The sequence below is a fragment of the Cobetia sp. BL01 genome (assembly GCF_056493605.1).
Genome location: NZ_JBVBEE010000002.1, coordinates 417,972 through 436,027, shown reverse-complemented (window position 1 = coordinate 436,027; position 18,056 = coordinate 417,972). Strand labels below are relative to the sequence as shown.

Below are 18,056 nucleotides of genomic sequence, written 5' to 3'. Positions count from 1 at the left end.
GCTGAAACGGTAATGCAACATCTCCCGCAGGCTTCGCCTCATCAGGGTGGAGTCGGATGTACAACGCGAGTCAAAGGTACAGGCATCATGCCGAAGCGAAGGGTTCACGTGGCGGCTGCCGCCATCTTAAACGAACAGGGCCAGGTCCTGATTGCACGCCGTCCCTCGACGGTGGATCAGGGCGGCTTATGGGAGTTTCCGGGTGGCAAGCTGGCGCCCTACGAAACCGGTCTGGAAGCGCTCAAGCGTGAGCTGTGCGAAGAGCTGGGTGTCGAGATCACGCGTGCTCAGCCGCTGATCCGCATTCATCACGAATACCCGGACAAGCATATCCTGCTGGATGTGTGGGAAACGCGTCAGTTCAATGGCGAGCCCTTTGGCCGCGAAGGGCAGGCAGTGCGTTGGGTCGAGATCGAGGACCTTTACAAATATGCCTTCCCGGCTGCGAATCTGCCGATTCTGCGCGCGGTCTCGCTGCCACGCGAGTATCTGATCACGCCGGAAGAGGCTGATGAGGGAATCTTCGAGACACGCTTGATCCGTGCATTGGATGAAGATGGCGTGCGCTTGGTACAGCTGCGTGCCAAGGAACTCGATGAGGCGGCGTACATTGCCCGGGCCGAGAAGGCGCTGGCGATCTGTCATGCACGTGGTGCGCGTCTGTTGCTCAATGCCGAGCCTTCCATGCTCGACAAGGTCGATGCGGACGGTATCCACCTGACCAGCGTGCGTCTGGCGGAGCTGGCAGAGAAGGGCGAGCGTCCGATCGCGGCCAACAAGTGGTTGTCCGCCTCGACGCATGACCAGGCGCAGCTGGATCAGGCGGGACGGGTGACCTGTGATTTCGTCAGCCTTTCACCGCTGCGTGTCACGCCTTCCCATCCTGAGCGTGCGCCACTGGGGTGGCATGACTTCCAGGAGCTGGTCGAGCAGGCCTGCATGCCGGTCTATGCCCTTGGGGGCATGTCGCGCTACGACAGTGACCATGCGCGCGCCGTCGGCGCCCAGGGTATCGCATCGATCCGTGACTTCTGGAAGTGATGATCGCGCGTTGATGGCAGTTGCCTGAACGAAAAAGACCCTCGAGGCCAGCCTCGAGGGTCTTTTTTTGGCGAGCATCTTGAGCGTCGAGCTTGAGCCAGTCTGAACCAGCAGGGCTCTCTCGAGCGCTACTGCTGATTCATGTCGCGCTCCATGCGTGCCACCATCTCGTCGATGCTGGTCTCGTCCATGGCCGGCTCGCCGGCGATGCTGTGGGACTCATCAGCCCAGGCGCCGAGGTCCAGTAGCTGGCAGCGCTTGCTGCAGAAGGGGCGGAATTCGCTGGCGGCGCTCCATGCCACGGGGGTTCGACATTGCGGGCAGGCAACGGACAAGGGCGCCTTGTGGGGCTGTGAGGACGCTGAGTCAGACATCGGGAAGCTCCTGAAATGATGCATTGGAGGCGGCCAGCGAGCGATAGCGGACATCCATGACCACGACCTGCTCACGCAAGCTCGCCTGATTGCCGTTATTGTCGATGACATCGTCGGCCTTGGCCAGTCGTGTCTCGCGCGGCAGCTGGGCCGCGAGGATGGCGCGTACCTGCGCTTCGCTGACACCATCGCGGCTCAGCGTACGCGCCAGCTGAACATCCTGGCTGACATCCACCACCAGGGTGCGTGAGACGAGGCTGTCCTGGCCGGACTCGAACAGCAGGGGAGAGACCAGCAGGCGGTAGGGGCTGGTCATGGCCGCCAGGTGTTGCACGATGCGCTCCCGGATACGCGGATGGGTGCAGCGCTCCAGCCATTGACGCTCCTCGGGGGCAGCAAAGATCCGCTCGCGCAGCGCGGCGCGATCAAGCTCGCCCTGCGCCGTGACGATCGACTCGCCGAAGTGGGCGATGATCTCGGCCAGTGCGGTTTCGCCGGGACGCACGATCTCGCGTGCGACATCATCGGCGTCCACCCACTGGATGCCGAGCTCTCCGAACATCCGTGCCACACTGGATTTTCCGCTTCCAATACCGCCCGTCACCCCGATGATGGGGCCTTGATTGAGCGCAGTCGTCATCAGGCACCTATCACGCTGAGGTAGAGGCTCATCAGCGGGGTGCCGAACAGCAGTGCGATCCAGCCTGCCACGGCCAGATAAGGGCCGAATGGCATGGGGGCTCCCCGCAGGCGCGGTACCAGCAGTTGCAACAGGATGCCGAGTACTGCGCCGAGTCCCGCAGAGAGGATCAACAGCAGTGGCAACCACTGCCAGCCCAGCCAGGCGCCCAGTGCCGCCAACAGCTTGAAATCGCCATAGCCCATGCCTTCCTTGCCAGTCACCAGCTTGAACAGCCAGTAGAAGCTCCACAGCACCAGATAGCCGGCCATGGCACCAATCACGGCACTTGGCAGCATCAATGGCTGGAAAAGCAGTTGGTAGGCGAGTCCGGCCCACAGCAACGGTAGCGTGATGGCATCAGGCAACAGCTGGGTGCGGAAATCGATCACGGACAACACCAGCAGTGTCAGACAGGCGCCGAAGATCCACAGGCTCTGTGCTTCCAGGCCGTAGATCAACGCGATGGAAGCGCCGAGCGCGCCACCGGCGAGCTCCACCAGTGGATACTGTGCACTGATACGGGTATTGCAGCTCGCGCAGCGGCCGCGGCGTTTCAGCCAGCCGATGACAGGGAGATTGTCATGCCATTTGATTGGGGTGTCGCAGCCAGGGCAGCGTGAGGCAGGCACCAACAGATTGAAGCGTGGCGACGCTTCCGGCTCCAGTTCCAGCGCTTCACGTGCTTCTGCACGCCACTGACGCATCATCATCACTGGCAGGCGTGTGATCACTACATTCAGAAAACTGCCGATCAACAGGCCGAAAATCCCCGCGAGGCAGGCCTGAAGAGCGGGGGAGAGGGAGGCGAGAGAATCCACGGAACATCCTTGTCAGAAAAGCTGGACTGGAAATGAGGCGGCCGCGCCCCTTCGGGTGTCGCGGCCGCCTGTCATGATGAAGCATCTGACCGTGAAGTATCAGATAGCGTTGCCGAGTTCGAAGATCGGCAGATACATCGACACCACCAGACCGCCAACCAGAGTGCCCAGCACCACGATGATCAGGGGTTCCAGTAGCGAGGTCAGGGCATCGACCTTGTTGTCGACGTCCTCTTCATAGAAGTCGGCGACCTTGTTGAGCATGGCATCCAGAGAGCCGGCTTCTTCTCCGATGGCCACCATCTGCACCGCCAGTGTGGGAAACAGCTGAGTATTGCGCATGGCAAAGTTGAGCTGCTGACCCGTGGAGACATCCTCCTTGATCTGGGCGATGGCGCGTTCATAAACCTTGTTGCCGGAAGCGCCTGCCGCAGTATCCAGTGATTCTACCAGCGGCACGCCAGCTTGAAAGGTGGTGGCAAGAGTGCGTGAATAACGTGCCACGGATGACTTGTCGAGAATATCACCCAGCACCGGAATCTTGAGCATGAAGCGATGCATGACATAGGCGAACTTGTCGGAACGCTTCATGCCTTGAGCGACAAGTATGACTGCCAGAATCACGGCACCCAAAGCGATGTACCAATAATTCTGGGCGTATTCCGACAAAGTGATGGTCAGCTGAGTAAAAGCGGGTAGTTCAGCACCAAAGCCCTGGAACAGGCTCTCGAATTGGGGAACGACCTTGATCAACAGAATCGCCGTTACCCCGATACCCACACCAATGACGGCGATGGGGTAGTAGAGCGCTTTTTTCACGCGAGCCTTGAGGGAATCGATCTTCTCCTTGTAGGTCGCGACGCGGTCCAGCATCTTGTCGAGGGCACCGGCCTGCTCACCTGCGGCGACCAGGTTGGAGAAGAGATTGTCAAAATGTTGCGGGTGCTTGCGTAGTGCTTCCGAGAAGCTGGCGCCCGCACCGACCTGATTCATCAGATCTTCCACCAGGTGTCGCATGCCCGGGCTTTTCATGCTCTCGGCGACGATACCGAAGGCTTGCAGAACGGGGACGCCGGCGCGAATCATCGTTGCCATCTGGCGGGCAAACATGGTGACATCCTTGCCGCTGACTTTCTTGCTGCCACCAAACAGGGCGGATTTCTTGCGCAAACGCTTGACGACGATACCCTGGCCGACCAGCGTATTCTTCACCTGGTCGACATTGGCGGACATCAACTCGCCCTTGACCTTTTCACCACGCGAATTCTTGCCCGTCCATTGCCAGGTTTCTATGCCCGCCTTCTTCTTGTCTTTCTTGGCAGTTCTGATCGTCGCCATGTCGGTTGTCATTCCCTGATGAATGAGAGTCCCTGTCTTGACTCGCGAGACTCATGTTACACGTGAGCAGGCCAGTGGCTGCTCCCTCCCTATGCCGCGATTTACACTGCTGGCAGTCAGTGCATGAGTGACCTGCTCATCGCAGGGGGAGGTAATCCATGTTCAATGTGCCTGATGACTGAGCAAAAGTCAGCGCTGGTGAAGATTGTTCACATCGGCGCTGTCAACGCTCCAGCATGTTGTCATCAATCCTTGGTGATACGGTTGACTTCTTCCAGCGAGGTCATGCCCGCCATGACCTTGCGCAGGCCGCTGCGGCGCAGATCCGACAACCCTTCCTTGCGCGCCTGGTCCGCCAGTTCTATCGCGGTGCCTTCCCGCATGATCAAGCGGCTCATCTCATCAGAGATGGGCATCACTTCATAGATGCCGACGCGTCCCTTGTAGCCCAGCGTGCATTGGCTGCAACCCGTCGGGCGATAGATGGTGGCATTTTCCAGATCTTCCTCACTGAAGCCATTTTCTGCGCTGAAGCCCATCGAGGCCATGGCTTCCTGGGGGATCTCGGCAGGTTGACGACAGTGGGGACACAGACGCCGCGCCAGACGTTGCGCGATGATCAAGGAAACCGAGCTTGCGATGTTGAAGGGCGCGATGCCCATGTTGCTGAGGCGCGTCAACGTTTCAGGGGCAGAATTGGTATGCAGGGTCGAGAGCACCAGGTGGCCTGTCTGCGCGGCCTTGACGGCAATTTCGGCGGTTTCCTTGTCCCGAATCTCCCCGACCATCACCACGTCGGGATCCTGGCGCAGGAAGGCGCGCAGTGCCGAGGCGAAGTCGAGCCCTATCTTGGGCAAAACGTTGACCTGATTGACACCCTCTACCTTGAGCTCGACCGGGTCTTCCGCGGTCGAGATATTGCGCTCAGGCGTATTGAGGATGTTCAAGCCGGTATACAGGGTGACGGTCTTGCCGCTACCGGTAGGGCCGGTGACCAGAATCATGCCCTGAGGCTCGCCAAGTGTCTTCTCGAACATGGCACGCTGTTCGGGCTCGAAGCCCAGTGCCTCGATGCCCATCTTGGCGGAACTGGGGTCAAGAATACGCAGTACCAACTTCTCCCCGTAAACGGTTGGCAAGGTGTTGACACGAAAATCGATGGAGCGTGACTTGGACAGGCGCAGTTTGATGGCGCCATCTTGAGGCAGACGTCGCTCAGAGATATCCATGCGCGACATCACCTTCAAGCGCGCCGAGATACGGTTGCGCATGTTGAAGGGCGGACGAGTATTCTCGACCAGCATGCCATCGATACGAAAGCGAATCCGGTACGTGGATTCATAAGGTTCAAAGTGAATGTCCGAGGCGCCACGTTTGATGGCATCCAACAGTACCTTGTGAACGAATCGCACGACTGGCGCATCATCACTATTGGCCGTGATGGCCATATCATGGTTGTTGTCTTCTTCGCCTTCGAATTCGAGTCCATCCAGAGCCTCACCATCTTCGCTCAGCATGTCCATGGCGCTTTCTTCGCCGGCTTCCAGATATTGCTCTAGCGCAGGTGCGAGTTGATCGGCTGCAACCAGCACGCTTTCAATCGACAGGCCGGTGGCAAATTGCAATTCATCAAGGTGAGTCAGTGTCGATGGCGAGGGCACGCCGACGGTCAGGCGATGTTCGCGTCGATAGAGCGGCAGTACACCCAGCTTGCGCAGTACCTTCTCTGGCAGCTCATCAATGCTCGGGAGTGAATCGATACGTATTGCATCGAGATCCACATAGGGCAGCCCGTATTCCCATGCTGCCACCAAGGTGGCCTCACGTGCCGAAGCTAGGCCATGAGTGATGACATGCAGCAGCAGACTCTCGCCAGCCTCATTGGCCTCCTGCTCAGCCAGCAAGGCAGCCTGAGGCTCCAGCAAGCCTGATTCCACCAGGCGAGCGGCAAATCCCTTCAACGTCTGATCACTTTGGGGCATGGAAATGTCCTGTGGCGAATCTGAAAGTCTGTCCTGCGGCTCATGTCGATGAGCGCCGCGATACCTGACAGCCCACAATACCGTTGCAATCTCTCGCCATGGTGGTGAGTTGCGAGAGTGCTGATGTTGTCTCCAGTGTAGCCTGATTGGCACTTGGCAGAAATGCCGCTACCCTCAATTTACTTCTCCGTACCCGAGCCAGAGAATTGGAAACAACCATCAGTTTCTCAGGCGACTTCGGCGATGATGGGGCGGTAGTCGGCAGGGGGGGGGCAGCTGATGACGCGTTTTGAGAGGCTGACTTGCAGTGCAAAAGAGGGAGGGTAACAGGGAGATCAAAACAAGCCCTTGAACGCCGTCTTGTCATCAGACTGCCATCAAGGAGGGGAAGTCTGATGTAGTCAAGCAGTTGCAGTGAGCATTGAGCTGCGTTGGTTTGATGGGCAGAAAGAATTTCATGGTGTTGCTTGCAATGTGACCGAGTGTAATCTATTGTAACTCACAAGCAGCCGTCAGCGCCGCCTTGAAAGCGACTTGCGACATGGCAATGGCACCTGAACTGTGGCTGTGGTATCAATCGTCCCGTCCGGTCGATACCCCGTGATATCAAAATGTTATGCTAATAATGGTGGAATGCTGATACAGAGTCGCAACGCTCGACACGGCATGTCACCCTAAGTAACAGTTTGATGTTCAGGGACAGTAACCGGGGTTTCAGGACGTACGACCTGATCTCACTACGCAAAGGCAAGGGAGTCACACCATGACACGCAAGCAACAGGCAGGTTTCACATTGATCGAGCTGATGATCGTGGTCGCGATTATCGGTATTCTGGCAGCCATCGCGATTCCGCGTTATCAGGATTATACTGCTCGTGCACAGGCTACTGAAGCTTTGAACTTGGCTAGCGGGCTAAAAACTGAAGTTGCTGAGTACTACTCTAGTGAAGGTGCTCTCCCCAATAGTACGGATCTAGGCTACGCTGAGGAAGGAACAGATACTGCTGGCAACTATGTCGAAAAAGTAGTAGTAGCAGACGGGGTTATTACTGCCACTATGAACGATAGTGGTGTTGCTGAAGATCTTCAGTCAGCCACTTTGGTGCTGACTCCAGATACAGACGGAGCAGGGTCAATTACTTGGGTTTGTACTACGTCAGCAACCAATAAATCTGTTGTTCCACAAAATTGCCGTGGATAAAAAAACCGCCCTTCGGGGCGGTTTTTTTATGGGGCTTAATAAAGCGCTTCTTCTTCCTCAACCACATCCTTTAGCAGTTCCAGGAATAGCTTGTCCGCGTCCGAATGTTCTGTCGGATCTTCCGGGATATGAATGCTGGTAGTGTCAGAAATCTCGTTGGCGATGATAGCCAACACCGCTTGCTCGCTTTTTCCTTGTTCTGCCCCTTCCTTGAGGCGCGCTCGCGCCACCACCAGTGACTGCTCGAGAATCTTCGGGTCTTGCAGCAGCTTGCGAATGAAACCTTTCAGTTCATTGATGATGCGTGTCTTGTGCATTTCGCCGGATGCGTTGCTCATGGCGTGCTCCTTGGGTGTTTGTGTGATCACTGAAGATGGGCAAGGTGACGAACATCATCGTCACTAGTGGGTTCGTTGAGGCACTGCACCGCCGCGCAGACTGCTGTGTATCGCAAAGTGTAACTCACGTTTCGGCGTCTTGGGCACGCGAAATGATGCTGAGTCTTACCGTGCCCAGCCAGCGGATGTCCTTCGCCAGGCGTTGCAGTTCATCGACTGTCGTGTTGCGTGAGGAAGGTGCCAGGTTACATTCGCTGAGCGAAGTGAATGCCTGTTCGGCAACCTCCAATTGGACATCGACATGTGGAGCACTCGAGGGAGCAGAGGGGGGTGTGGTGACATGATTGACATAGTGAAGCATCAGCCCGCTGCGTTCTTGCCATACAGGGTGTGACTGCCAGCAGACATCAAGTGCAGTGATGATCTCGCTGCGCAGCGGCAGTGGCTGCATGGGTGTGGGATGTGTCGTATCCGCATGGCCGATATGTGAATCGTCTTCGGGGTCGATGTGATAGAGCACATCGCTGAGCTGGGGGAATTCTGACTTGAGGCGTGCCACGGCGTGGTGGCCGATGGCATGACCTTCCGAGACGCTGATGCGTGGCGCGACCAGCAGATGGACTTCCAGCACGATACGGCCGGCGAGCGTGCGACTGCGAAGATCATGTGCGCCACGCACTTCCGGCAATGACAGCAAACATTCACTCATGGCGCGTTGCTGTTCGCGTGGCAGAGCGGTGTCGATCAATTCCCGTGAGGCTTCCCACGCCAGCGATACGCCGATCTTGCCGACCATCACCGCGACGATGATGGCAGCTATTCCATCCATCCAGCCTGCCCCGAGCTGAGTGCCGATCAAGCCCACCAGCACGGCGACGGTCGAGAGCGCATCGCTGCGTGAGTGCCAGGCATTGGCTTCCAGCAGTCTGGACTTCTGTTTGCGAGCCACCTTGAGCGTTGCACGAAAGATGGCTTCCTTGGCGATCAAGGAAATCACCGCGACGCCGATGCCCAGAGCCCCTGGCAGCGGAATGCTCAGGGTGCCGAATATCAGCTCCCAGCTGCGCAGCACGCCTTCCCAGCCGATTGCACCCGCCACGGCGATGAGCAAGCTGCCAAGCACCAGGGTGCCCAGCGTCTCGATGCGTTCATGCCCCCAGGGGTGGGAGCGATCCGGTGCCTGACGACCGAAGTGAGTGGCCACCAACACGAAGGCATCCGTCACCAGGTCTGACAGTGAATGGATGCCATCGGCGATCAAGGCTTGAGAGCCGACCAGCTTCCCGACGATCAGCTTGGCGATGCCCACCACCCCATCCAGCGCCGCGCCGATCAGGGTGATGCGCTGCGCCTCACGTCTGGCCTGTGCGGCAGAATCTGTCTTCGTCTGAGCGGATGTCGTCATGGGAAGCTCGCGGCAGGCCGGGTGTGAGGGAAGTGACTGCTTGCACATGAATCGAATGCAGATCAGCAAGGAGTGAGGTCAGCGAACGCAGCTGTCTTCGGCGATTTCATGCGTCGGACGCAGACGGCGCGCGACGCTGTCCACGACGATATTGAGTATTGCGGTCAGCAGCAGCAATGCAAAGGCCTGGTCGAACATCAGATACTCGAAGCTCGAATCGATGTGGAAGCCCAACGTTGCCACGCCGAGCATGCCGAGAATCGCCGTCTCGCGAATGATGGTCTCGGCGCGATAGAAGAGCAGTGAGAACATGCCGGGCGCGACTCTCGGGTTGATCTCATACAGCCAGCTTTCCAGTCGTCCGCGGGGCTTGCCGGGCGGCAGCTGGATCTGGTTGGCATGTCGTGCACATAGAAAGGCGATGATGGCGCCATTGTGCAGGGACAGTGCCAGCCAGGCAGGCAGGAGCGAGGGGCCCAGCAGCAGCAGCAGAATGAAGGCCAGCATCAGCTCAGGGGTGGTGCGCAGGAAGATCATCAGCCCTTGAGTGGCCTGTCGGGAGACACGATTGCCCACATGTCGGCTGGCCAATGGCCACAGCAGCATGGCGATCAGCAGGCTGCCTGCGGTGCCCAGCAGGCCGAGCAGCAGGGTGTTGCCCAGCGCGGACAGCAGGTGGGGCAGATGGCTCGCCCAATCCAGCAGATCAGCAAGTAGCTGGCCGGAGATCAGTGATTCGACGCTGGCATTGACCAGCGGCGCTGGCCATATGTCGTGGCTGAGGAAGCGCCACAGCAGTGTCGAATTCACGTCCGGCCACGGCCCCAGCCACCAGAGACTGGCGACTCCCAGAAAGGGCAGCAGGCGACGATGTCCCCACCATGGCAGCGTGGCGATCAGCAGGTAGAAGATCCACAGCAGAGCGCCGGCTTCATGGTAGCGCCCTTCGCGGAAAGCACTTTCCAGATAGAAGCCCAACGTCGGCAAGCCGACGAAGCCCAGCAGGACGCTGGCGCGTAGCGCGCACTCGAAACGGTAGCGGGTATAGCTCGCCATTCGCGACCATGCCAGTGGGAGTTCTGCATACACGAAGCACATCAGGCGTGATGTGGTGGCAGGCAGAGCGCGGCGCGGTGCCTGGGGAACCTGTTCCAGTATCTCGGCGTAGACCTTGGCGAAGGTTGCCGCGTAGGGGATGGTGATCGCGGCCAGCGCCGTGATGGCGGACAGGCCGAATACCTGCAGCAGCAGCAGTGCCCAGAACAGCTCATGCACGGCCCGCAGACCGGCGCAGACAGCGCGCAATGCTCGTGAGCGGGAGTAGAGCAGCGCAAGGGGCAGTCCCAGCAGCGCCCCCAGCAGCGTCCCCCACAGGGCGAACGCCACCGTCAGGATCAAGGCATGCACTGGTGATTCCAGTGCACTGGGGGTCGGCCTCACCAGGCCATTCAGCATGCGGCCAAGTTCCTGCCAGGGCTCCCGGGAGGTAATGGAGAGATCACCGAAGGGGGCCAGTATCAGCATGGCAGCCAGCAGGCCGATACCGAGCCGCAGCAGGTGTGAGCCTTCACTGCGCGCCTGCCACCAGCGTGGCGGCTTGCGCAGTCTGGAGAGCGCGAGGCCGGGATCAGTCGACATCAAGTGGCTCACTGCTGGCGGCAGGGTAGAGGCAGTCGAGGTCCTGCGGCTTCAGGTCGTCGGTATTGGCGTCGAGCAGTACCTTGCCGTTGCCGTTCTCATCCTTGCCCAGACCGATGACACGAGTGAAGTGAGTGAGTGCCAACTCCTTCTGGTGAAGCGCTACCACGCTGGTGGCATGGCGAGAGTGAATCCAGTGGATCAGCTGGCTGGCCTGATGCGGGTCCACGCTCGCCACGGGCTCGTCCCCGAGAAACAGATCATGTCCCTGATAAAGTGCCCTGGCGATGGCCACCCGCTGACGCTGTCCACCGGATAACGCCTCGACCGATCGCTCCATCAGGCCGGCGATGCCCAGAGGTTCACATACGGCGGCGACTGCCTGCCAATGAGCGGGCCTGGGGCGCAGCAGATTGAGCAGGTTGGTCAGCGACGATTGCTGATCCAGCCTGCCCATGAAGATGTTGTGATACACGGAGAGCTGAGGCACCAGTCCTTGACGCTGAGGGCACCAGGCTGCAGGAGTACCCTGCTCGTGCAGGGCGCTGCGCAAGGCTTCCAGCAGCGTGGACTTGCCCGCACCGCTGGCGCCAAGCAGAGCGACGCGCTCGCCATGCTCGAGTTGAACGTCCAGATCGCGCAACACCACCTCGGCGCCATGGCCGAGGTGGTGTCGTGACAGGTGCAGCAGGGGAGAGGGTGTTGCCTGGGTCATGACTCAGCGCAGCAGACCGAGTTGCTCGCCAACCGTCTTGATCGGGTCGTAGTCATCATTGCTGGCCGGGATGAAGCCGGAGCGCGGGAAGCTTTCCAGCAGGTCCGGATCCTTCATGTCCAGCAGCGCCTGAGTGAGGTGCTGCGTGAAGTCCGTACCGTAGTGGCTGTCGGCATCGCCGCGCACTGTCCACTGATAGTCGGGGTAGGCCGGAGTTTCCCACAGTACCTGGACCTTGGCGGGATCGACCTTGCCATCCTTGACGGCGGCTTCCCACACGGCGTAGTTCACGGCGCCCACGTCGTAGGTGCCGGCGGCAACCAGCGCGATGGTGCGTGAGTGATCACCGGAGAAGCCGACGCGCGAGAAGACCTTCTCGGGGGCGTTATCGAACTGTTCGCGCAGATAGTATTCCGGCATCAGGCGCCCGGAAGTGGAGGTCTTGGCACCGAAGGTGAAGGAGTGGCCTTCCACGGATTCGGGCAGCGTCTCCAGCGGCGTCTGTGCATCGCCGGCCAGCTTGAGATCACGTCGTGCGATGAAATAGCTGCGGAAGGCGGCATCTTCCACACCCTGGGCGATCGCCTGGGAGCCCGGCACCAGCTGGCGGGCCTGGACACCGGTGAGGCCGCCGAACCATGCCATCTGGATCTGATCATTGCGGAAGGCACTGACCGCGGCGCTGTAGGACTTGACCGGCACGTACTCGACATCCACCCCGAGCTTCTCTTCCAGATAGTCGGCGACCTTGTCGAAGCGCTCCACCAGACGCGACTCATCTTCATCGGGAATGGCAGTGAACTTGAAGGTCTCGGCTTGCGCCAGACTGATGCTGAAAGGCAGGGCAGAGAACAGGGTCAGAGCAGCAGTGGCCAACCAGCGCATGGGGGGCTTCCTCGGCATTCACGACATGGGAGATCATGCAGCCAGCGGCCGCATGCAGGTTCATGGCGCGTATTGTTGTGCCTTGGCGGCATCGGTGCAAGTCCACCGCTGCTTGAACCGTCAGGATTCCGGCGGAAAACGGGTGTCCTTGAGGCTATCCTTGATCTTCTTGAGGTGATGCTGGAAGTCCACGCCACGCCTGAGCGTCACGCCGGTCGCCAGCACATCGATCAGAGCCAGATGGATCATGCGCGAAGTCATCGGCATGTAGATGTCGGTGTCCTCCGGTGCCATGACTTCCAGCACCTCGGTACACTCGCGCGCCAGCGGAGAGTCCGGCGCGGTGATGCCGAGCACGGCGGCACCGTTGCCGCGCGCCAGCCTGGCGATATCGACCAGTTCCCGCGTGCGGCCGGTATAGGAGATGATCACGATCACGTCACCGGTATGGCAGGCGGCCGCGACCATGCGCTGCATCAGCACGTCTTCATAGGCCATCACGGGCAGATTGAAACGGAAGAACTTGTGCTGGGCATCTGCCGCCACCGGCCCGGAAGCCCCCAGGCCGAAGAAGCAGATCTGCTTGGCCTGGCTCAGATAATCCACCGCACGTTCGATGCGCTTGGCATCAAGGGCGCGGCGCGCATCATCGAGAGCGGCAACCGTGGCGCCAAGTATCTTGTCGCCATAGGATTCGGCGTCATCATTCTGCTCGACGCTGCGCGAGACATAGGGCGTGCCACCGGCCAGACTCTGGGCCAGCTTGATCTTGAAGTCCGGGAAGCCCTTGGCGTCGAAATTGCGACAGAAACGGTTGACGGTCGGCTCGCTGACCAGCGAGGCCTGAGCGAGTGCCGCGATGCTCATTCCCGTGGCGGCCGACGGATCTGTCAGAATGACGTCAGCGACCTTGCGCTCTGAACGATTGAGGTCGTCGAGACGTTCGCGGATGCGGTTGATGAGGTCGTGTACTGCCATTAGCCGATTACCTTGCCATTGTGTAGTGAAATAACTACGTAATCTGGGCATCCTAGCCTCACTCGTCTGGCAGGCCAAGCATCCCTTTGCCTCGGACGATGCTCCAAGCTCAGTGAAACGTCCGCTGGCTACCACTTTTAGGTAAGTTTACCTACTTGTTGGGCGATTTGTCTTGAGAGAGCGCGACGTTATCGCTACATTTGTTGTTAATATAACCAGCCATGTATCGCCACAGCCGTCCCGGTGTCCCACATGCCTCTTGAAATCCTGCGTGCTGCGCCCCTCGCGTCGCGCCATCGGAGATTCAGGGAGGGCACCACCGTATCGGCCAGCCAGGCATGCAGGGCAGTTTCGACGGGAGAAATCGGCTGCATGAGTTCCGACACCATTCCGGGCGTGGATATTGCCCTGTTCGGCGCCTTGGGCGACCTCGCCAAGCGCAAGCTGTATCCAGCCCTCTACCACCTTGATCGCGATGGTCTGCTCGACAAGGCGACTCGCCTGATCGGCCTGGCGCGTCAGGACGTCAGCCTCGAATCCTTCAAGGAAACCGTGCAGGCCTCGCTCAAGGAGCGCGTCAAGCCGGAGCATTTCGAGAAGACTGCCATCGAGCGCTTCCTCGCCCGTATCAGCTACGCCGCGCTGGATTTCAGCACGGTGGAAGGTTACTCGGCCATCGCCGACTGGCGGGTTGACGCCAAGGGCAAGCCTTCGCCGCGCCCGCTGATGATCTATCTCTCCGTGCCGTCACGCATCTATGGTGACATCAGCAACAACCTGCAGGCCGCCGGTTGTCTGGATGAGAACTCGCGTGTCGTGGTCGAGAAGCCGATCGGCTCCGACCTGGAAAGCTCCGGTGTCATCAACGATGCCATCGGCGCGGTATTCCACGAGTCGCAGATCTATCGCATCGATCACTATCTGGGCAAGGAAACCGTTCAGAACCTGATTGCATTGCGCTTCGCCAACCCGATGTTCGGCAATCAGTGGAACCAGAACCACATCTCCCACGTCGAGATCACCGTGGCCGAGAAGGTCGGTATCGAGGGACGCTGGGGCTACTTCGATCAGGCGGGTCAGCTGCGTGACATGGTGCAGAATCACCTGCTGCAGCTGCTGTGCCTGATCGCGATGGACCCGCCGTCCAATCTGGACGCCGATGCCATTCGCGATGAAAAGGTCAAGGTGCTCAAGGCCTTGCGCCCGATCACCGGTGAGCGTCTGAACACTGATCTGGTACGTGGTCAGTACATCGCGGGTGCCGTCGATGGTCAGCACGTGCCGGGGTATCTGGAAGAAGAGGGCGCCAATACCGAGTCCTCCACCGAGACCTTCGTGGCTTTCAAGACCGAAGTGTCCAACTGGCGCTGGGCCGGCGTGCCGTTCTATCTGCGTACCGGCAAGCGCATGCCCGAGAAGCTGTCACAGATCGTGATCCACTTCCGTCAGCAGCCGCACTACATCTTCGATCCGGACCAGCGCTCGCTGGCGGCCAACAAGCTGATCATTCGTCTCCAGCCCTCCGAAGGCATCTCGCTGCAGGTGCTGACCAAGGACTCCGGTCTCGACAAGGGCATGCGCCTGCGTCCGGGTCCGCTGGATCTCGACTTCAACAGCGCCTTCCCCAAGCGCCGGATTCCGGAAGCTTACGAACGTCTGCTGCTCGAGGTCATCAAGGGCCAACAGTATCTGTTCGTGCGTCGTGACGAGATCGAACACGCCTGGCGTTGGGTCGACACCCTCATCGATGGCTGGGAATCGCGCGCTGCCACGCCGCGTCGTTATCCGGCGGGCTCCTGGGGGCCGGTCTCCTCCATCGCGATGATCACGCGTGATGGTCGCAGCTGGTATGAGGAGTATTGAGATGGCTGTCGACATGACACAGAACGCCACCCAGGATCCGCGCCAGCAGACTGCCGAGTCGCTGGCCGAGTATCTCGCGGCAGCACTGACCGCTGACCTGGCGGCGTCGCCTGAGGCTCGCGCACTGCTGGTGGTCTCCGGGGGCTCGACGCCCAAGCCGTTGTTCGCCGCATTGCGTGACAAGCCGCTGGACTGGTCGCGTGTGGACATCACCCTCGCGGATGAGCGTTGGGTGAGTGAAGACGCCGACGACAGCAATGCCCGCTTCGTGCGTGAGCATCTGTTGAAGGGCGCAGCCGCTGCCGCGACCTTCCATCCGCTGACCAACGCCGAAGCAGAGCCAGAGGCGGGTTGCGGCGAAGTGAGTGCTCGCATCGCGGCACTCTCCTGGCCGGCCTCCGCGGTGATTCTCGGCATGGGGGGCGATGGTCACACGGCTTCGCTGTTCCCGGATGGGGATCGCCTGCAGGAAGCGCTGACCAGCCGTGATTGCTGTGTGCCGATGCGTGCCCCCAGCGTCCCGCAGGCGCGCATCACCCTGAGCCTCGAGCGTTTGCGCCAGACGCGCCGTACCGTGCTGCATCTGACGGGCACCGACAAGCAGGCCGTGCTGTCACGTGCACTGGGCGATGTCGAGGCCGTCAGCGAGTTGCCGATCCGCGCCTTCCTGTCCGCGCCCCTGGCGCTGTACTGGGCCCCCTGATCCTATCGGCCACGGCGCTATCAACCACATCAGCGCCGTGGCGTACTAGACAACATCAGCGCTGCGGCGCAAGGAGAACGCCATGAGCTTCGAAAAACAACTTCCCTCGACGCGCACGACCGAGATCGACAGCATCTGCCAGAAGGCTTCCGTGCTGCCGGTGATCGCCGTCGAGCACATCGAGGACGCCGTGCCGCTGGGCAAGGCGCTCTATGAAGGCGGCTTGACCGTTCTCGAGGTCACCCTGCGGACTGACTGCGCTCTCGAGGCGATTCGCCGCATGCGTGAAGCGCTGCCCAATGCCAGCATCGGTGCCGGCACCGTGCTCACGCCGGAACAGTATCGCAAGGTGGAAGAGCTGGGCGTCGATTTCGTGGTCACGCCGGGTACCACCGAAGCGCTCTATCAGTATGGCGTGACCAGCAGCGTGCCGATGCTGCCGGGCGTCGCGACCGTGTCCGAATTGATGACCGGCTGGCAGTACGGCTACCGCCGCTTCAAGTTCTTCCCGGCCGAGGCCGCGGGTGGCGTGAATGCCATCAAGTCCTTCGGTGGCCCGATCAGCGAAGCACGCTTCTGCCCGACCGGCGGCATCACGCTCAACAATGCCGGTGACTATCTGGCACTCAAGAACGTGATGTGTGTCGGCGGCAGCTGGGTGGCGCCGCAGAAATTGATCGATGCAGGCGACTGGGATGGCATTCGTGAGCTGGCGCGCGAAGCGTCCGAGCGTTTCCACCACTGATTTTCGTCAGGTCAGCGGGTTGCCATACGGCAATCGGTGGCCTGACGCGCAAGACCGAACATTGCTGCTCTCTCTCGACAGCTTGGCTGTTGCTTGTGACCCGTCTCTCGCGAGGCGGGTCTTTTTTTGGCCGAATGCCAGAGAATGACGTCGAGGCGGGCCAGCAGTCACAGGTCTGAGGCTATGGCTAAGGAGGGGGCGGGGATCCAGCGCTAAGCGCTCAGGGCTGTTGACTGCTCAGGTGAGTGTGGAGTTGCTCGAGCAAAGGCAGGTCATCGGTCAGTGACAGCCCGTGACGGAGGGCAGCGTGTCGCAACGGGCCAAGGATGGCCTCCACTTCCGTGGTGCGACCTGCCAGCACATCCTGAAGCATCGAGGCACGGTTGTTCGCCGTGGCACGGATGACCTGGTCGACCAGGGCCTGCCAGCCATTCGTTGGCGGGGCGATACCCTCGGCTTCCAGCACACGAGTGATCTCGTCGACGGCCTGGCGCACCATCAGGGAAAAGGGACGATCACGCAGCTGTCCATTGCGAATCCGAAAGCGTGCCACGAGTGGATTGATGGCGGCATTGACCGCCAGCTTGTGCCATAGGCGAGTGCCGATGTCGGCACTGAGGTCACACTCACGGCCAGCCGCCTGCAGCCAGGCAACCTGCCTTTCTGCGGCCGCCATGGCAGAGGAGGAGGATGTCGGGTCGGCCTGCGATGACCAGGTGCCCAGCCAGGTCTGGCCATGGCCGGCGTGTTGCACGGCCAGGCGTTCTGGGAGAGTGTGCGTGGCAAGCGCGGTCGATTCCGGAATCCAGGCACCCTCGGTAGTACTGGCGCACAGCAGTTGAGGGTGCTGCTCTCCCAACCAGGGTTGTGCGCTCAGCCCGTTTTGCCAACAGGTAACCGGTGTCCGTGAGTCTATCAGCGGCGCGACGTGTGCCCAGGCGGACTCGATGGCATGTGACTTGGTGGTCAGCCAGATCGCGGCAGGTGGCGGATATGGAGAGGTTTTCAGCTGGTCAATCGAGGCATAAGTTATCTCTGCGCTAACAGCTTGGCCTTCTGGTGAGGTCATATCGATCGTCACCATCTCGCTGACGGATGCCCGGCGACCCACCAACAGAAGGTTTGGCAATGTGCTCCTTCCCTGCGTTGCCATTTCGTGCAGGCGGGCGTGAGCGAGCGTGACCGCCAGCAATCGACCGATGGCCCCGGGGCCGACGATCCACAGCCAATCGCCTGCAGCGGCAGGACGCTGGGAAAGTGAATCGAAAGCCGTCGAGAGTGTGTGATTGTCGTCAGCCGGCGTGGAAGTCGTCATGCGTGATTTCCCATCATGGGTGAGCGGGCACAGAG

Annotated in this window: 17 protein-coding genes; 5 read left to right on the top strand and 12 right to left on the bottom strand. The window is 60.2% G+C overall.

All coding sequences use genetic code 11. The features are described from left to right. Positions 1–87 precede the first annotated feature (87 nt). On the top strand, positions 88–1,041 hold the full coding sequence (locus tag ACZYGA_RS05575) for a Nudix family hydrolase (protein WP_077371708.1): 954 nt from the start codon (positions 88–90) through the stop codon (positions 1,039–1,041). Positions 1,042–1,169: 128 nt separating this feature from the next. On the opposite strand, the gene yacG is transcribed toward ACZYGA_RS05575, so the two are convergent. The 5 genes from yacG to pilB all read right to left on the bottom strand — a co-directional run bounded on the left by yacG (position 1,170) and on the right by pilB (position 6,235). Beyond that, positions 1,170–1,415, bottom strand: coding sequence for a DNA gyrase inhibitor YacG (gene yacG, locus ACZYGA_RS05570; RefSeq protein WP_141392184.1), 246 nt, complete (start codon positions 1,413–1,415; stop codon positions 1,170–1,172). Continuing rightward, entirely contained in the window at positions 1,408–2,055 is a 648-nt protein-coding gene (coaE, locus tag ACZYGA_RS05565) for a dephospho-CoA kinase (protein WP_404624847.1), read from the bottom strand. The genes yacG and coaE overlap by 8 nt, the downstream gene beginning before the upstream one ends. Continuing rightward, positions 2,055–2,915: a prepilin peptidase gene (locus tag ACZYGA_RS05560; protein WP_084209205.1), complete on the bottom strand. Its 861-nt coding sequence runs from the start codon at positions 2,913–2,915 to the stop codon at positions 2,055–2,057. The genes coaE and ACZYGA_RS05560 overlap by 1 nt, the downstream gene beginning before the upstream one ends. Positions 2,916–3,014: 99 nt before the next feature. Beyond that, complete coding sequence (locus ACZYGA_RS05555) at positions 3,015–4,253, bottom strand: type II secretion system F family protein (protein WP_479398567.1); 1,239 nt, start codon at positions 4,251–4,253, stop codon at positions 3,015–3,017. 245 nt (positions 4,254–4,498) lie between these two features. Continuing rightward, a complete protein-coding gene (gene pilB, locus ACZYGA_RS05550; RefSeq protein ID WP_176492894.1) occupies positions 4,499–6,235 on the bottom strand; it encodes a type IV-A pilus assembly ATPase PilB in 1,737 nt (578 codons plus the stop codon). A 763-nt stretch (positions 6,236–6,998) separates the two neighbouring features. Here pilB and ACZYGA_RS05545 point away from each other — a divergent pair. Beyond that, a complete protein-coding gene (locus tag ACZYGA_RS05545) occupies positions 6,999–7,436 on the top strand; it encodes a pilin (protein ID WP_341542659.1) in 438 nt (145 codons plus the stop codon). 35 nt (positions 7,437–7,471) lie between these two features. Here the strand turns inward: ACZYGA_RS05545 and ACZYGA_RS05540 are convergent, their stop codons facing one another. The 6 genes from ACZYGA_RS05540 to ACZYGA_RS05515 all read right to left on the bottom strand — a co-directional run bounded on the left by ACZYGA_RS05540 (position 7,472) and on the right by ACZYGA_RS05515 (position 13,395). Continuing rightward, positions 7,472–7,774, bottom strand: a complete 303-nt coding sequence (locus tag ACZYGA_RS05540; protein WP_341542660.1) for a hypothetical protein — start codon at positions 7,772–7,774, stop codon at positions 7,472–7,474. Between the two features lie 124 nt (positions 7,775–7,898). After that, the gene (locus ACZYGA_RS05535) at positions 7,899–9,179 is read right to left on the bottom strand and encodes a cation diffusion facilitator family transporter (RefSeq protein WP_479398565.1); all 1,281 of its coding nucleotides are present in this window, start codon (positions 9,177–9,179) and stop codon (positions 7,899–7,901) included. 78 nt (positions 9,180–9,257) lie between these two features. Next, entirely contained in the window at positions 9,258–10,817 is a 1,560-nt protein-coding gene (locus ACZYGA_RS05530; protein WP_479398563.1) for a PhnE/PtxC family ABC transporter permease, read from the bottom strand. After that, positions 10,807–11,532 carry an ATP-binding cassette domain-containing protein gene (locus ACZYGA_RS05525; RefSeq protein WP_077371734.1) on the bottom strand — a complete coding sequence of 242 codons (726 nt, stop codon included), beginning with the start codon at positions 11,530–11,532 and terminating at the stop codon, positions 10,807–10,809. The genes ACZYGA_RS05530 and ACZYGA_RS05525 overlap by 11 nt, the downstream gene beginning before the upstream one ends. Before the next feature lie 3 nt (positions 11,533–11,535). Next, complete coding sequence (locus ACZYGA_RS05520) at positions 11,536–12,417, bottom strand: putative selenate ABC transporter substrate-binding protein (RefSeq protein ID WP_479398561.1); 882 nt, start codon at positions 12,415–12,417, stop codon at positions 11,536–11,538. 120 nt (positions 12,418–12,537) lie between these two features. Continuing rightward, on the bottom strand, positions 12,538–13,395 hold the full coding sequence (locus ACZYGA_RS05515) for a MurR/RpiR family transcriptional regulator (protein WP_077371737.1): 858 nt from the start codon (positions 13,393–13,395) through the stop codon (positions 12,538–12,540). A 372-nt stretch (positions 13,396–13,767) separates the two neighbouring features. On the opposite strand from ACZYGA_RS05515, the gene zwf reads away from it, so the two are divergent. The 3 genes from zwf to ACZYGA_RS05500 all read left to right on the top strand — a co-directional run bounded on the left by zwf (position 13,768) and on the right by ACZYGA_RS05500 (position 16,706). Next, positions 13,768–15,258, top strand: a complete 1,491-nt coding sequence (gene zwf, locus ACZYGA_RS05510; protein WP_479398559.1) for a glucose-6-phosphate dehydrogenase — start codon at positions 13,768–13,770, stop codon at positions 15,256–15,258. Position 15,259: 1 nt separating this feature from the next. After that, positions 15,260–15,961, top strand: a complete 702-nt coding sequence (gene pgl, locus ACZYGA_RS05505) for a 6-phosphogluconolactonase (RefSeq protein ID WP_271302628.1) — start codon at positions 15,260–15,262, stop codon at positions 15,959–15,961. Between the two features lie 82 nt (positions 15,962–16,043). Further along, entirely contained in the window at positions 16,044–16,706 is a 663-nt protein-coding gene (locus tag ACZYGA_RS05500) for a bifunctional 4-hydroxy-2-oxoglutarate aldolase/2-dehydro-3-deoxy-phosphogluconate aldolase (RefSeq protein ID WP_479398558.1), read from the top strand. 220 nt (positions 16,707–16,926) lie between these two features. On the opposite strand, the gene ACZYGA_RS05495 is transcribed toward ACZYGA_RS05500, so the two are convergent. Continuing rightward, complete coding sequence (locus ACZYGA_RS05495; RefSeq protein WP_479398557.1) at positions 16,927–18,021, bottom strand: ketopantoate reductase family protein; 1,095 nt, start codon at positions 18,019–18,021, stop codon at positions 16,927–16,929. Positions 18,022–18,056: the final 35 nt, after the last annotated feature.